Genomic DNA, 15,557 nt, shown 5'->3' with positions numbered 1-15,557 from the left:
CAGGGTCAAGACTAGGACGCCCTGTTTCATCGCTATAGCTATCTGCGACTAAGTCATAGATAAAGGAGAAGTCAATAGCTTCCTCTATTTGACGAAGGAGATGATCTTGAGGAACAAGGTCATCTAAACTGTAGAAACCAAATTGACCGCGTTTGTAGGCTGGGTTTTCTTTGTGTAACATAGCGACTCTCCCTCTGTTTATTAACTGGATTCCTATCTCTATTATATTACTTTACACATGAAAAAGCCGTTAGAAATAAAATTCTAACGACTTTGTCTTCATTCTGAAAGAGAACCGTGAGGTTCTCTTTTTGTTATGGATAAAACCAGTTACAGTATATCACATATGGATGTGCTCTATCATATAGTTTTCATCCCTAGGTATCGCAGAAAATCCATTTACTACAAAATTAGGCAGGACTTAATTAATATTTTCCGTCACCTATGTCAATGCAAAGAGGTGGAAATCGAAAGTTTAGGCTAGAGGCTACTATGTTAGTACAGTTGGATTGAACGAAAAGACAGTGTCGAAATACACTCGCGAGCAGGAGAAAAATGACCTTGCACTTGATTCTTGAGTGTCAAAGGGTATAAAGATCTATTTTCAGATGGCCATTTTAGAACAAGGTAAAAGCCCCTTGTTACGGGCTTTAGTCAAATAATCATAGCACTAACCTGAACGAAGTTCAGCGAACGTCTTTAGACACCGCTGGAGGAAAATTGCTCATAGCTGGTGTATAAGCCACTCATTTTCACAGCGGTTATGACTTGCTAAAATCGGGGGAATCTTTTTAACATTGCAATGAGTTAAACTTTATCACTCAGAAAAAGATGTTGGCGAAATCATATATGATCAAAGGAAAAATAGCTATCTAAAGCTTTGAACAAAGTTGTCTAATCTTGAGTTCTAGAAAAGATATCTTCAATTTTGGTTTGAAAGTGGGATATAAATCTTTCTTATAACTGACTATAAGAAAAATGGATTATTCAAAAAAATAGTCCTATGGTAAGATAGTCTTATCACTAGTAAAGGAGCACTATTATGCCAACATTTAACATACATTCTATTGAGACTGCACCTGAAGCAGTCAAAGACACACTTCGTATCGTTGAAGAAGAGAACAATGGCTATATTCCTAACCTTATTGGTCTTTTAGCCAATGCGCCAACTGCACTAGAGACTTATCGGACGGTTGGTGCTATTAATCGTCGTAATTCACTGACGCCCACAGAACGCGAGGTGGTTCAGATTACAGCAGCTGTAACCAACGGATGTGCCTTCTGTGTAGCCGGTCACACAGCTTTTTCAATCAAGCAAATCCAAATGTCCCCTGATTTGTTAGAAGCTCTTCGCAATGCGACACCTATTGATGACAATCCTAAATTGGACACACTGGCTAAATTTACCATTGCAGTAATCAATACCAAAGGGCGTGTTGGTGAGGAAGCATTTGCTGATTTTCTAGAGGCGGGCTATACTCATGAAAATGCTTTGGATGTGATTTTAGGGGTTAGTCTGGCGACACTCTGCAATTATGCCAATAATTTAGCTGACACTCCAATTAACCCTGAATTGCAGCCTTATGCCAAGTGACGAGGATAGATGCCTATGACTTATTTTTCAGACGAATTTATTGACTGGCTGGATGCTCATGCTGATCAGATTGATAAAGAATCTGGGCAAATTGCTGATACTCTTCTTGAAAAAATAGCTGAGCAAGGTGTGTTTGCCATCGGAGTACCTAAAGAGCTTGGTGGACAAGGAGGCAGTAGGGCGGATGTCATCGCTTTTCTCTCCGAGTTAGCCCAACATTCATTGACCGCAGCCTTTATTTCTTGGGGGCACCGCACCTTTATCGAAAATATCCTAGCTAGCGAAGCAACATTTGCCAGAGAGACTTGGTTGCCTGATTTGTTAACAGGAAAGCGGGCAGCTGGTACTGGCCTTTCCAATGCCACTAAATTTTTATCAGGCATTGAAAAACTCAATGTCAGCATTTATGAGAAGGAGGGACGATATTTCTTAAGAGGAAGGCTCCCTTGGGTGACCAACCTTAGATCAGATAAGTTTGTTGCCATCTTTGCAGCCAGTTTTGAGAACTCATCTAAGGATCCCTTGATTATAGCTGTGCCGTCAGAAGCCATCGGTTTAGCGCGGTCAGCAGACTTAGAATTTGTTTCTTTGCAGGGGTCAAATACGGCTGCGTTAACCTTTCATGATGTTGCCTTGGATTGGAATTGGGTTTTGTCAGAAGATGCAGAAGTCTTCTTAGCCCAGACTAGGCCTGCATTTCTAGGATATCAATTTGGCCTCGCTTTTGGTTTAGCAGAACGATCTCTGAGTGAAGTTGAGCAAAGTCTTTTCAGCACTCGCTCCATTTTAGGGGAAGAATATCAGGATACTCTTGCTAAGTTAGAAAGTATCAGGACTGATTTATTGGCAGGACTGGATCAGGATGCTTATTTTATCAAGAATCCGCGGCAGCTATTTGAGTTAAGAATTGCCATCGTTGATGTGGTAGCTAGCAGTCTCCTTCTGGAATTGCAAGCTAGTGGGGGGCAAGGTTATTTTAAAAAGTCGCAGTCAGGCTTTATGCGTCGCTGGAACGAGGGTGCCTTTTTACCAATCGTGTCACCAAGTGCGGTACAGTTACGCTTGATTTTGGAAGAAGGAGCTAAATAGACAGAATGGCTAAAATATGATAGGGTAAAGGTAAGAAAATTATGGTATTTAAAGGAGCTGTTATGCTATCTCAAAACAAGAAATCTAGTGTGTTAATGTCGCTTGTTTATTTGGGTATTTACCTGCTTGCTGCTGTTTATAATTATAGCAAAGGAAATACAGCCTTTACTTTTATCTGGTTAGCTCTTTTTCTCATCAATCTAGGCTACCTAATCTATAAAGTTTTGATTTCAAAAAATAAAAAGCCGTAATTAAGGTTAACTTAATTACGGTATTTATGTATTATTGTGAGATTGTTGAGATGAGGGTGTCTGCGTCAGTTGTCGGTAAAATTCTGACGCGTTTGAGTGACAGGAGGCCATCAGCAGCAGTAGCGACACCTTCATTAGTTGTGACTCCCAATTTGTAATTATTGGCTGCCAGGTTTAAAGTTGTGTCAGAGTAGCGACCTGCTGGATAAGCCACAGCAATGGTATCTTGTGCAAGATTGCTGTCTAAATACCTGTCTGAGTCGCTAAGCTCAGCAATTTGCTTTTCTTGGCTGGAATATTCAAGATCAGGATGATTGACAGTATGGCTTTCAAAAGACATACCACTTTGTTTCATTTCTTTCATTTGATCAAGAGTAAGATTTCCAGAATTTCCAACAGTTCCAGTGATGACATTGTTAGTTGCTTTAGTTTTGTATTGCTTTAGAATAGGGAAGGCTTTATCATAAAAATCCCAGAGGCTGTCGTCAAAGGTTAGCCAGATAATCTTGTTATTGCCATTAGGCAGGACATTGTCAGTCAATACCTTGTAAGTCTCCTCGGGTGTCAAGAAGTAGTAGCCTTCATCAACCAGTCGCTTAATATGGGTTTCAAAAACGCTTGGAGATACAATGAGATTAGCATTTCCAGCTTCCTCTGGGGCCATGTCGTGAATGGCATGATACATCAAGATAGGGACTTTGACAGGATTTTCTTGTTTGACCCAGTTAGTTTCTTGCGTTTTAGGCTGACTATTATTGGTAGTTTTTTCGACTTTTTTAGTTGAAGTAACCTTGCTTTGACTGTTGACGGTCCGCTTCTGGTTTGTCAGAGAAATAATCTTCTTATCAACTAGCATAAAACTAAGAAAGACAAGTGCTAAGAGGCAGGCTAATAAAAGCGTTATATTTAGCACTTTGAATGATTTATGATGTTTGCGTTCTGAACGCTGACTTCTTTTCTCCATGAGATCCCCTTGTTTGATAAAATCCTAATAATATATCTCCATTTTATCATTTTTTCAGAGCATTAGGGATTTTTGCAAAAAAATTTTTTGGCTAGCAATAAAAGTGGCATTATTCTGTAAATTCAGAATAATTTTATGGTATAATGAAAGCAATATCTGTATTTTGATGAAGTTCGTAAAATATTATCTTCATCAAGTCTAAAATTTTGTTTAGGAGAATAAGATGACAATAAAAATTGGTTTACTTGGTTTTGGTACAGTAGCAAGTGGTATTCCTTTTCTTTTGACAGAAAATGGTGAAAAGATTGAGGCAGCAGCTCACAGTGACCTTGAAATTGCTAAAGTATTGGTCAAAGATGACGATGAAAAGAATCGTCTTTTGGCTGCAGGAAATAATTACAATTTCGTGACCAATGTTGATGAGATTTTGGGTGACGCTGACATTGATATTGTTGTTGAATTAATGGGACGTATCGAGCCTGCTCGCACTTTTATTACAAAAGCACTGGAAGCTGGTAAAAATGTTGTGTCTGCTAACAAGGATTTGATTGCTACGCATGGCAAAGAATTGATTTCCTTGGCTCAAGATAAGGGTGTAGCTTTTTACTATGAAGCAGCAGTAGCCGGTGGAATTCCAATTCTTCGTACCTTGGCTAATTCATTGACATCTGACAAAGTTACTCGCATTTTGGGTGTGCTCAATGGGACATCAAACTTCATGATGACCAAGATGGTTGACGAAGGTTGGACTTATGAGGCTGCTCTTAAAACGGCTCAAGAATTGGGTTATGCAGAAAGTGATCCAACCAATGACGTGGAAGGTATAGATGCGGCCTATAAGGCTGTTATCCTTAGCCAATTTGGTTTCGGGATGACCATTGATTTTGACGATGTTGCTCACAAAGGCATTTCAAATATCACACCAGACGATGTGACCGTGGCCCAGGAACTTGGCTATGTCATAAAACTCGTTGGCGATGTGCAAGAAGTGGCATCAGGTCTTTCTGCCGAAGTTTCACCAACTTTCTTACCAAAAGAACACCCATTAGCCAGTGTTAATGGGGTTATGAATGCCGTTTTCGTTGAATCTATTGGTATTGGTGAATCAATGTATTACGGACCAGGTGCAGGTCAGAAACCAACAGCTACATCGGTTGTTGCTGATATTGTTCGCATTGCTCGCCGTTTGAACGATGGTAATATTGGTAAGCCATTCAACGAATTTAGTCGCCCAACTCAGCTGGCTCAACCAGATGATATCAAGGCTAAATATTATTTTGCTCTCAGTGTGCCAGATCGCAAAGGTCAAATTTTGCGTCTAGCTGAAATTTTTAATGCAGAGGATGTGTCTTTTGAACAGGTCTTGCAACAAAAAGCAAATGGAACGACTGCTCGTGTTGTTATTATCACACACGAACTAAGCAAAACTCAATTAGCTAATATTACTGAAAAATTGCAAGCTCAAGTTGATTTTGACTTGCTCAATAGCTTTAAAGTGCTTGGAGAATAGAATGAAAATTATTGTACCTGCAACCTCAGCCAATGTTGGACCAGGCTTTGATTCTGTGGGAATAGCTGTTTCAAAATACCTCAGTATTGAAGTATTGGAAGAAACAGACGAGTGGGTTATTGAACACGATCTCGGTGACATTCCATCAGATGCCAATAATTTACTGATTACGACAGCCTTGAAAGTCAAAGCTGATTTGATACCTCATCACATCAAGATGGTTTCAGATATTCCTTTGGCGCGTGGTCTTGGCTCATCTTCATCAGTCATTGTGGCAGGGATTGAATTGGCTAATCAATTAGGACAACTTAATCTGACTAATGATGAAAAATTAGATCTGGCTACTCAAATTGAAGGCCACCCTGACAATGTAGCGCCAGCCATTTTCGGGAATCTAGTTATTTCAAGCTATCTCAACCAAAAGGTTAACAGCGTGGTAGCTGAATTTCCAAGTTGTTCCTTGGTGACCTTTATTCCCAACTATGAATTAAAAACCAGTGATAGCCGCGGCGTTTTGCCAAGTGAGCTTTCTTATAAGGAAGCTGTTGCGGCATCCTCGATTGCTAATGTTGCTATCGCAGCCCTCTTGACTGGAGACTTGACCAAAGCTGGTCGAGCCATTGAGTCTGATTTGTTCCACGAACGTTTCCGCCAAAAATTGGTTAAGGAATTCCCTCAAGTGAAGGCACTAGGGCAAAAGGAAGGTGCTTATGCAACTTACTTATCTGGTGCAGGGCCAACGATTATGATGCTTTTGCCAGAGGAAAAGACTACAACGGTTTTAAATAAAATGGAAGCTCTAAATCTTGATGGACAAGTCTGTACATTGACCATTGATACAAAGGGTGTTCTGGTCAGTGAGGAAGATTGATCTTAGAATTTTTCTGGGGCCTTAACCTACTCTTTCTTATAGTATTTTATCATGTTGGTTTACATGCTGCTGACTGTCAGAAGAGGACTTATAGTAAGAGTTATCGGAGTTTTGGAGTAATAGCAGAGCTTTAAAAAGGATGTTTTTATCGAGTTTTTTGATTGCAACTATATCTACGCAGTTGGGCATGGTCGAGCAACAGAAGCTAGCTTTGGTTACTATATTATAATTATGCCTATCGTGTCTGTTGTTTTGTCCTTGATTTTTCTACATGAAAAACTTAGCGTCTATGTTAAATTGTCTATTGGTATTACTTCGGTACTATCTTCTTGGTGCTAATATGGGCAAGTTGCCTTTAATTTCGTTTGCTTTGGCGGAAAGCTTTGATTTTTATGGACTCATCAATAAAAACATTGGCTTGTCTAGCGATGTTAGCATGTTGGTTGAAGCGGCTGTTATTTCCCCTTTTTCTGTGATTTATCTAATCTTTTTCTCCAAAGAAAGTATGCTAGATTATAGTCTTTTGGAATATATGCTGCTAATGATTTCTGGGCTGGCGACAGCCATCCCTTTGCCTTTATTTACTGAGATTGCGAGGTTTTCCCTCTATTTGGTTAGCCATTCCAGTTATTATCCTTGAATAATTGATCACTCTGAGAAACGAAAGGATTTAAGGGTTAAGTTCCTTAATCCTTTTTTATATTTTCATTGCAGGTTAGAAATGATATACTAATCATATTGACAATAAGGAAGTGTAAACATGAATTATCAAGAGACTTTGACTTGGATACATGGCAAGTTAAAATTTGGCATCAAGCCTGGCTTAGAGCGTATGGCTTGGATGCTGAATGAACTGGGCAATCCACAGAGAAAATTAGCGGCGGTTCATATCGTAGGGACTAATGGAAAGGGTTCAACAACTAGCTATCTGCAACATATTTTTAGTCTAGCAGGTTATGAGGTAGGAACCTTTACCTCACCCTATATCGTAGATTTTCGGGAGAGGATCAGTCTTAATGGTCAAATGATTACGGAGCAGGACTTCGTTGACTTAGTAGAAACCGTCAAGCCTGTCGTTGAGCGCCTACCACTGGAGACGGATTTGGAACCTGCAACGGAATTTGAAGTCATCACAGTGCTTATGTTTGAATACTTCGGTCATGTTCATCCTGTTGATCTGGCTTTCATCGAGGCTGGCATGGGAGGACTTCATGACTCAACTAACCTTTTCAAAGCACTAGCAGTTGTCTGTCCGTCCATCGGGCTGGACCATCAGGCTGTTCTTGGGGATACTTATGAGGAAATAGCAGAGCAGAAAGTCGGTGTTCTCAAAGAAAAAGTTCCTTTGGTTTATGCCACAGAGTTACCTCAAGTTGTAGATGTCTTTGAAAAAAGAGCTAAGAAGACAGATAGCCAAACTTTTAAACTTGGACGAGAATTCTTTGTTGAGGGTGGAAATTCTTTTACTTATTATGGTTTAGGAAAGGAAGTAGATACCGTCAGCCTGTCTTTGCCTGGCCAACACCAAATCAGCAATGCTAGTCTAGCCATTACAACAGCTTTGCTATTAACCTCAAAATATCCTCGCGTTACTATAGATGTGATAAAAAAAGGACTAGAAGCGACGCATTGGGCGGGGCGGACTGAGCTTATTTATCCCAATGTTATGATTGACGGTGCTCATAATAATGAGAGTATTTCAGCCTTAGTTAAGGTGCTGAAAGCCTATCAATGCAAAAATATTCACATTCTTTTCGCGGCTATTGACACCAAACCAGTTGATAGCATGTTGAAAATTCTGAGTCAGGTAGCAACTGTTCAAGTGACCAGCTTTGATTATCCCAATGCTATCAAGTTAGAAGATTATCCTGTTGGGTATAAAAAAGTAGCTGATTGGCAGGCTTGGTTAGACACCATCAATCTGGAAAGCTCTGATGATTTCTACGTGGTGACAGGTTCCCTTTACTTCATCTCTCAGGTTCGTAAAGTCCTTTTGTCAAGCCGCTAGAATTAAGTTATAATAGAGAAAATGAAATAGATTGGAAAAGAGAATGTCAAATCAGGAAAAAATTGAAAAAGCTGTCTACCAATTATTGGAAGCCTTGGGGGAAAATCCCCAGCGCGAGGGACTCATTGACACGCCCAAACGTGTGGCTAAAATGTATCAGGAGATGTTTGCTGGTTTAACTGAAGATCCTAAGGATCAATTCACAGCAGTTTTCACTGAAAACCATGATGAAGTCGTTCTGGTCAAGGACATTCCCTTTTACTCTATGTGTGAGCATCATCTGGTTCCTTTTTACGGTGTTGCTCATGTGGCCTACCTGCCTAGTGATGGTCGTGTAACGGGTCTTAGTAAATTAGCTCGTGCGGTTGAAGTGGCTAGTAAGCGTCCGCAATTGCAGGAGCGCTTGACCAATCAAGTCGCCATGGCATTGGAAGAAGCCCTACATCCTAAAGGAATTTTTGTCATGGTGGAAGCAGAGCATATGTGCATGACTATGCGAGGCATTAAGAAACCTGGCAGTAAGACGGTGACAACAGTTGCCAAGGGTATTTTTAAAACAGATAAAGAGGAACGACGCGAAATTTTGTCCCTCATTCAAGGAAAATAAGGAGAAATTATGCAAATCGGTCATCATCAAGTAGCAGGCAATGCTTGTGTTATGGGTGTTTTGAATGTAACTCCCGATTCTTTCTCAGATGGTGGCAACTACACATCTGTCGAAGCAGCTCTCAAACAGGCGGAGCAAATGATTGCGGAGGGTGCTAAGATTATTGATGTGGGTGGCGAGTCCACTCGTCCAGACTTTACTTTTGTTGATGCTGAGGATGAGATTGCCCGCGTTGTTCCAGTTATCAAGGCTATTAAGAAAAACTTTGATATTTTAGTTAGCATTGACACTTACAAGACTGAAACAGCTCGTGCTGCCTTGATTGCTGGTGCAGATATTCTCAATGATGTCTGGGCAGGACTCTATGACGGAGAAATGCTGGCCTTAGCTGCTGAGAAGAATGTTCCTATTATTCTCATGCACAATCAAGATGAAGAAGTCTACAATGATGTGACTCAGGATGTTTGTGACTTCCTTGCTAAGCGGGCCCAGGTAGCTTTGGATGCAGGAGTGGCCAAGGGAAACATTTGGATTGACCCAGGCTTTGGTTTTGCTAAAAACGTTGAGCAAAATGTGGACCTGCTCAAAGGGCTAGACAAGGTCTGCCAGCTGGGCTATCCTGTTCTTTTTGGTATTTCCCGCAAACGTGTGGTGGATTATCTGCTGGGTGGCAATACGGCTGCGTTGGATCGTGACATGGGGACTGCTGCACTTTCAGCCTACGCCCTTAGCAAGGGGTGCCAAATTGTTCGTGTGCACAATGTTGAGGTCAACAGAGATATTGTCAAAGTTATTAGTCAATTAATGTAAAGAAAGGAGGGAGAGGTCGCGACTGGACCTCTTTCTTGATATGGATAAGATTCATTTGAAAGGTTGTCGTTTTTACGGTTACCATGGCGCCTTTGTGGAGGAGCAGACCTTGGGGCAGATTTTTGTCATTGATTGCACCTTATTGGTTGATTTGGAAAAAGCTGCACAGTCAGATGATTTGGTGGACACTGTCCATTACGGTCTAGTTTTTGAGACCATCAAAAAACAGGTAGAGCAGCACAAATACAAGCTGATTGAGCGTTTAGCTGGTGCTATCTGTCAAGATATTTTCCAAGAATTTCCAGCTGTTCAGGCTATCACCATTAAAATCAGCAAACAAAATCCTCCCATCAATGGACATTATGATGCTGTTGGGATAGAATTGGAGCGTCAGCGCCCATGACCGCAGTTTATTTAAGTTTAGGCTCTAATATAGGAGACCGAAAAGATTATCTCAGCCGGGCTCTTCAAGCACTAGACAATTTGCAACAAACGCAAGTCTGTCAGGTCTCTTCATTTTATGAAACGGCAGCCTGGGGAAAGACAGACCAAGATGACTTTCTCAATGTCTGTTGCCGGATTGAGACTGACCTCAAGCCTCAAGAACTGCTCAGCTATTGCCAAAAGATTGAGAAGGAGCTAAATCGTGTGCGTCATGAGCATTGGGGACCACGGACCATTGACATTGATATTCTCTTATATGGCCAGCAAACCATCAATGATGATAATCTAAAAGTGCCTCATCCTTACATGACTGAGCGGGCTTTTGTCTTGGTGCCACTGCTGGAAATTGCTTCACAGCTGACTTTGCCAAGTGGGGAGCTATTACGTGAAAAATTAGCTCTTTTGGAAACAGCTGATGTGATAAAACTATAACAAAATTTTTGGCTTAGTATCGAAAAATAGGTTAAAGTTTGCTATAATAGAATTCGGCTTTATGCCGATTTTTAGTGCACAAAAGTACGGAATTGAGAGAAAAATGTTTGATTTTTTAGAAAATGAATTAAAAGGAATTGATATTCGCCCAAATGAACCTCTGAGAAAGTACACCTACACTAAGGTTGGTGGTCCAGTTGACTTTCTCGTTTTTCCTAGGAATCGTTATGAGCTGGCACGTGTGATAAAATTTGCCAACCGTGAAGGTTATGATTGGATGGTTCTAGGCAATGCCAGTAACATTATCGTTCGCGATGGTGGTATTCGTGGCTTTGTCATCATGTTTGACAAGCTCAATGGTGTAACGGTTGATGGATACGTCATTGAGGCAGAAGCAGGTGCAAATCTGATTGAGACAACGCGTGTAGCGAGATTTCACAGCTTGACTGGCTTTGAATTTGCCTGTGGTATTCCTGGTAGCGTCGGTGGTGCTGTCTTTATGAATGCTGGTGCTTATGGCGGTGAAATTGCTCACATCCTTATCTCAGCTCAGGTCATCACCAAGGAGGGAGAATTGAAGACAATTGAAGCCAGAGATATGAAATTTGGTTACCGTCGTTCAGTTATTCAGGATAACGGTGATGTGGTCGTTTCAGCAAAATTTGCCCTAAAACCAGGAGACTACACACTTATCAGCCAAGAAATGGAACGCTTGACCCATCTACGTGAATTGAAACAGCCTTTAGAATACCCATCTTGTGGTTCCGTCTTTAAGCGCCCGCTAGGGCATTTTGCTGGTCAGTTGATTAGCGAAGCTAATTTGAAGGGGTATCGCATCGGTGGCGTCGAAGTTAGTACCAAACATGCTGGTTTTATGGTTAATGTTGCTGACGGTACTGCCAAAGATTACGAGGACTTAATTGCAGATGTCATTGACAAAGTTGAAAAGACTTCCGGTGTTCGATTAGAGCCAGAAGTCAGAATTATCGGAGAAAAAGTAGATTAGAAAAATTTATGGGGGTTTTATGAGAATTGACTAATCCAATCATTTCATTCCAACATGTTTCAAAGGTTTTTGAGGACAGCAACACAGTTGTTTTAAAGGATGTTAGTTTTGACCTTGAAGAAGGGAAATTTTATACCCTTCTCGGCGCATCTGGGTCTGGAAAATCGACCATCTTAAACATTATCGCAGGGCTCCTAGATGCCAGCAGCGGAGATGTTTATCTGGATGGCAAACGTATAAATGATATTCCTACTAACAAAAGAGATGTTCATACAGTTTTTCAAAACTATGCCCTCTTTCCTCACATGACTGTTTTTGAAAATGTTGCCTTTCCCTTAAAGTTAAAAAAGGTCAACAAGGTTGAAATCAAGGCGCGTGTTCAGCGTGCGCTTAAAATGGTCCGCTTGGAAGGATTTGACAATCGTCCTATTCAAAAATTATCTGGTGGTCAGCGTCAGCGTGTAGCCATCGCTCGCGCGATCATCAATGAACCACGTGTGGTTCTGCTTGATGAGCCCCTATCAGCCTTAGACCTTAAGCTACGAACTGAGATGCAATATGAATTACGTGAATTGCAGCAGCGTTTAGGAATAACTTTTGTCTTCGTCACCCATGACCAAGAAGAAGCACTCGCCATGTCAGACTGGATTTTTGTCATGAATGAAGGTGAGATTGTCCAATCAGGAACACCCGTTGATATCTACGATGAGCCTATCAATCATTTTGTGGCAAACTTCATCGGTGAGTCTAATATCCTACCAGGAAATATGATTGAGGATTATTTGGTTGAATTTAATGGTAAGCGATTCGAAGCGGTTGATGGGGGAATGCGTCCCAACGAGGCTGTTGAGGTGGTTATTCGTCCAGAAGACTTGCAGATTACGTTACCAGAAGAAGGGAAGTTACAAGTTAAGGTGGATACGCAGCTTTTCCGCGGTGTCCATTACGAAATCATTGCCTACGATGAACTGGGGAATGAGTGGATGATTCATTCAACCCGCAAGGCTATTGAGGGCGAAGTCGTTGGGCTTGATTTTACACCCGAAGATATTCATATCATGCGTCTCAACGAGACCGAAGAAGAATTTGACGCCCGTATTGAAGAATATGTAGAAGTAGAGGAGCACGAAGATGGCCTTATTAATGCCATCGAGGAGGAAAGAAATGAAGAAAATCTCTAATCTTTTCTCCATTCCCTACATCCTTTGGCTCTTTCTCTTTGTTTTAGCGCCAGTAGTTTTGATTGTTTGGCAGTCACTTTTTGATATCCAAGGGCATCTGACCTTGGACAACTACCAGACCTTCTTCAGCTCTTGGACTTACATTCGCATGAGTTTTAACTCCATTATTTATGCCGGTGTTATCACGCTGGTGACGATTCTGATTGCTTACCCAGCTGCTTTTGCCTTGACTCGCCTCAAGCACAGGCAGTTGCTTCTTATGCTAGTCATTTTGCCGACTTGGATTAATCTTTTGTTAAAGGCTTACGCTTTTATGGGAATCTTTGGGCAGCAGGGTGGTGTCAATGCCTTCCTTTCTTTTGTAGGGATTGGCCCTAAGCAGATCCTCTTTACGGATTTCTCCTTTATTTTTGTAGCATCCTATATCGAAATTCCTTTCATGCTGCTTCCCATTTTTAATGCGCTTGACGATATTGATCAGAATGTCATCAATGCCAGTCGTGACTTGGGTGCTAGTGAATGGCAAACCTTCACTAAGGTGATTTTTCCCTTGTCTTTAAACGGTGTCAGAAGTGGTGTGCAATCTGTTTTCATTCCTAGTCTGAGTCTTTTCATGCTAACGCGTCTTATCGGTGGAAATCGTGTCATTACGCTGGGAACAGCCATTGAACAACATTTCCTAACTACGCAAAATTGGGGTATGGGTTCAACTATTGGTGTTATTCTTATCCTAGCCATGCTGGCAACCATGTGGTTAACCAAGGAGGCCCGCCGATGAAAAAATGTGCTAATCTTTATTTGACCTTTGTATTTTTACTGCTCTACATTCCCATCTTTTACTTAATTGTCTATTCTTTCAATAAGGCTGGCGATATGAATAGCTTCACAGGCTTTACTTGGGAACATTATGGAGAGATGATTGCGGATAGTCGTCTCATGTTGATTTTAGTTCAGACTTTTTTTCTGGCCTTTCTCAGCTCGCTAATTGCAACGGCCATTGGTACCTTCGGGGCTATTTTCGTTTACCAAGCTCGCAAGAAAAATCAGAATGCCATCTTATCGCTGAACAATATTCTGATGGTAGCGCCTGATGTGATGATTGGAGCTAGTTTTCTGATTTTGTTCACAACCTTGGCTAATCTCTTTCATTTTAAACTTGGTTTTCTGACAGTCTTGTTCAGTCATGTAGCTTTCTCCATTCCTATCGTTGTGCTCATGGTTTTGCCAAAGCTCAAAGAAATGAATGATGACATGATTAATGCTGCCTATGATTTGGGGGCGACACCTTGGCAAATGCTCAAGGAAGTCATGCTACCTTATCTGACCTCTGGTATTATTTCAGGTTTTTTCATGGCCTTCACCTACTCCCTAGATGATTTCGCAGTGACCTTCTTTGTGACGGGAAATGGTTTCTCAACCCTGTCTGTTGAAATCTACTCACGTGCGCGTAAAGGGATTTCTCTGGAAATCAATGCCCTATCCACTGTTGTCTTTCTCTTTAGTATCTTACTAGTGGTAGGTTACTATTTTATTTCGCAGGACAAGGAGGCTAAAGATGCGTAAACTGTATTCATTTATTTTGGGCATTTTTGCGGTTATCCTTGTTTTATTGGGTTTATCGGTTTATATGCAGAAACGCTCAAGTTCGACGAGTCAATCGGATAGACTGGTCATTTACAATTGGGGGGATTATATTGATCCTGAGCTTCTCACCAAGTTCACCAAGGAAACTGGAATTGAAGTTCAGTACGAGACGTTTGATTCAAACGAAGCTATGTACACCAAGATTCAGCAAGGCGGGACAACTTACGATATTGCTGTGCCTAGTGACTATATGATTGACAAGATGATAAAGGAAAATCTTTTGGTCAAGCTTGATAAATCTAAGATTAAAGGTCTAGATGCTATCGGTAAGGAATTCCTCAACAAGTCTTTTGACAAACAAAATGACTACTCTATCCCTTATTTTTGGGGAACGGTTGGCATTGTTTACAATGATAAGTTGGTGAAACACGCGCCTCAGCACTGGAATGATTTGTGGAAACCAGAATATGACAACAACATCATGCTGGTAGATGGTGCTCGTGAAGTCATTGGTCTTGGCCTCAACAGCCTGGGCTATGGCCTGAACACCAAAAAAATGTCTGAATTGCAGCAGGCTGAGACAAAGCTTAATCAGCTGACTCCTAACATTAAAGCCATTGTTGGTGATGAGATGAAAGGGTACATGGTCCAAGGTGATTCGGCCATTGGTGTGACTTTTTCCGGTGAGGCGAGTGAAATGCTTGATGGTAATAAGCACCTGCATTACGTGGTGCCGAGCGAAGGCTCCAACCTCTGGTTTGACAATCTGGTTATTCCAAAGACGGTCAAACATCAAAAAGAAGCTTACGCTTTTATCAACTTCATGCTTAATCCTAAGAATGCCGCGCAGAATGCAGAGTACATCGGCTATGCGACGCCAAATACCAAGGCTAAGGCGCTCTTGCCCAAGTCCATCAGAGATGACAAGGCATTTTACCCAGATCAGAAGACCATCAAAAATCTTGAAGTCTATAATAATTTAGGCCAAAAATGGCTGGGTATCTACAATGATCTATACCTACAATTCAAAATGTATCGCAAATAATTGCTGAAAGATGGTATCCCATCTCTTGAATAACAGACAAATCATCTTTGAGAGTGATTTGTCTTTTTTAGTTCTAGGGGTGGTCAATATCTGAACGGTACTCTTTGAAAGAAGTAGATATTATTGTAGACAATTCACTCTGTTCAGAAGTGAATCGCTAA

Annotated in this window: 18 protein-coding genes and 1 pseudogene; 17 read left to right on the top strand and 2 right to left on the bottom strand. The window is 41.1% G+C overall.

Features of this window, described 5'->3' with window-relative positions; translation table 11 throughout:
* Window positions 1-181: transposase (locus tag A3GS_RS0105945; protein WP_018364512.1), on the bottom strand; the 181-nt coding region annotated here is incomplete at its 3' end.
* A gap of 135 nt (window positions 182-316) precedes the next feature.
* On the opposite strand from A3GS_RS0105945, the pseudogene A3GS_RS12325 reads away from it, so the two are divergent.
* The 4 genes and pseudogenes from A3GS_RS12325 (at window position 317) to A3GS_RS0105930 (ending at window position 2,934) form a co-directional block, all read left to right on the top strand.
* Window positions 317-631: pseudogene (locus tag A3GS_RS12325) on the top strand (transposase).
* A gap of 411 nt (window positions 632-1,042) precedes the next feature.
* Window positions 1,043-1,594 (top strand): carboxymuconolactone decarboxylase family protein, encoded by a 552-nt coding sequence (locus A3GS_RS0105940; protein ID WP_018364511.1) that lies wholly within the window; start codon window positions 1,043-1,045, stop codon window positions 1,592-1,594.
* 15 nt (window positions 1,595-1,609) lie between these two features.
* Entirely contained in the window at window positions 1,610-2,683 is a 1,074-nt protein-coding gene (locus tag A3GS_RS0105935; protein ID WP_018364510.1) for an acyl-CoA dehydrogenase family protein, read from the top strand.
* 41 nt (window positions 2,684-2,724) lie between these two features.
* Window positions 2,725-2,934, top strand: coding sequence for a hypothetical protein (locus A3GS_RS0105930; RefSeq protein ID WP_156808878.1), 210 nt, complete (start codon window positions 2,725-2,727; stop codon window positions 2,932-2,934).
* Between the two features lie 31 nt (window positions 2,935-2,965).
* On the opposite strand, the gene A3GS_RS0105925 is transcribed toward A3GS_RS0105930, so the two are convergent.
* Entirely contained in the window at window positions 2,966-3,898 is a 933-nt protein-coding gene (locus A3GS_RS0105925) for a polysaccharide deacetylase family protein (RefSeq protein WP_018364508.1), read from the bottom strand.
* Window positions 3,899-4,121: 223 nt separating this feature from the next.
* Here A3GS_RS0105925 and A3GS_RS0105920 point away from each other — a divergent pair, with 223 nt between their 5' ends.
* The 13 genes from A3GS_RS0105920 (at window position 4,122) to A3GS_RS0105860 (ending at window position 15,396) form a co-directional block, all read left to right on the top strand.
* On the top strand, window positions 4,122-5,408 hold the full coding sequence (locus A3GS_RS0105920) for a homoserine dehydrogenase (RefSeq protein ID WP_018364507.1): 1,287 nt from the start codon (window positions 4,122-4,124) through the stop codon (window positions 5,406-5,408).
* Between the two features lies 1 nt (window position 5,409).
* On the top strand, window positions 5,410-6,279 hold the full coding sequence (gene thrB / locus A3GS_RS0105915; protein ID WP_018364506.1) for a homoserine kinase: 870 nt from the start codon (window positions 5,410-5,412) through the stop codon (window positions 6,277-6,279).
* Window positions 6,280-6,568: 289 nt separating this feature from the next.
* Window positions 6,569-6,919: an EamA family transporter gene (locus A3GS_RS12320; RefSeq protein ID WP_205617705.1), complete on the top strand. Its 351-nt coding sequence runs from the start codon at window positions 6,569-6,571 to the stop codon at window positions 6,917-6,919.
* Between the two features lie 120 nt (window positions 6,920-7,039).
* Entirely contained in the window at window positions 7,040-8,287 is a 1,248-nt protein-coding gene (locus A3GS_RS0105905; protein ID WP_018364504.1) for a bifunctional folylpolyglutamate synthase/dihydrofolate synthase, read from the top strand.
* Window positions 8,288-8,330: 43 nt separating this feature from the next.
* A complete protein-coding gene (gene folE, locus A3GS_RS11575; RefSeq protein ID WP_018364503.1) occupies window positions 8,331-8,894 on the top strand; it encodes a GTP cyclohydrolase I FolE in 564 nt (187 codons plus the stop codon).
* A gap of 9 nt (window positions 8,895-8,903) precedes the next feature.
* Window positions 8,904-9,704, top strand: coding sequence for a dihydropteroate synthase (folP, locus tag A3GS_RS0105895; protein ID WP_018364502.1), 801 nt, complete (start codon window positions 8,904-8,906; stop codon window positions 9,702-9,704).
* A gap of 40 nt (window positions 9,705-9,744) precedes the next feature.
* Window positions 9,745-10,107, top strand: a complete 363-nt coding sequence (gene folB / locus A3GS_RS0105890; RefSeq protein ID WP_018364501.1) for a dihydroneopterin aldolase — start codon at window positions 9,745-9,747, stop codon at window positions 10,105-10,107.
* Window positions 10,104-10,580: a 2-amino-4-hydroxy-6-hydroxymethyldihydropteridine diphosphokinase gene (folK, locus tag A3GS_RS0105885; protein WP_018364500.1), complete on the top strand. Its 477-nt coding sequence runs from the start codon at window positions 10,104-10,106 to the stop codon at window positions 10,578-10,580. Before folB ends, folK begins: the two co-directional genes overlap by 4 nt.
* 103 nt (window positions 10,581-10,683) lie before the next feature.
* On the top strand, window positions 10,684-11,586 hold the full coding sequence (gene murB, locus A3GS_RS0105880) for a UDP-N-acetylmuramate dehydrogenase (protein ID WP_018364499.1): 903 nt from the start codon (window positions 10,684-10,686) through the stop codon (window positions 11,584-11,586).
* Window positions 11,587-11,612: 26 nt separating this feature from the next.
* On the top strand, window positions 11,613-12,767 hold the full coding sequence (locus A3GS_RS0105875) for an ABC transporter ATP-binding protein (RefSeq protein ID WP_018364498.1): 1,155 nt from the start codon (window positions 11,613-11,615) through the stop codon (window positions 12,765-12,767).
* A complete protein-coding gene (locus tag A3GS_RS0105870) occupies window positions 12,751-13,545 on the top strand; it encodes an ABC transporter permease (protein ID WP_018364497.1) in 795 nt (264 codons plus the stop codon). Before A3GS_RS0105875 ends, A3GS_RS0105870 begins: the two co-directional genes overlap by 17 nt.
* A complete protein-coding gene (locus tag A3GS_RS0105865) occupies window positions 13,542-14,330 on the top strand; it encodes an ABC transporter permease (protein WP_018364496.1) in 789 nt (262 codons plus the stop codon). Before A3GS_RS0105870 ends, A3GS_RS0105865 begins: the two co-directional genes overlap by 4 nt.
* On the top strand, window positions 14,323-15,396 hold the full coding sequence (locus A3GS_RS0105860) for an ABC transporter substrate-binding protein (RefSeq protein ID WP_018364495.1): 1,074 nt from the start codon (window positions 14,323-14,325) through the stop codon (window positions 15,394-15,396). Before A3GS_RS0105865 ends, A3GS_RS0105860 begins: the two co-directional genes overlap by 8 nt.
* The last annotated feature ends 161 nt before the right edge of the window (window positions 15,397-15,557 follow it).

The sequence above is a fragment of the Streptococcus caballi DSM 19004 genome (assembly GCF_000379985.1).
In the GTDB taxonomy this organism is placed as follows: Bacteria; Bacillota; Bacilli; order Lactobacillales; family Streptococcaceae; genus Streptococcus; species Streptococcus caballi.
This window is presented reverse-complemented; position numbering and strand designations above follow the sequence as displayed.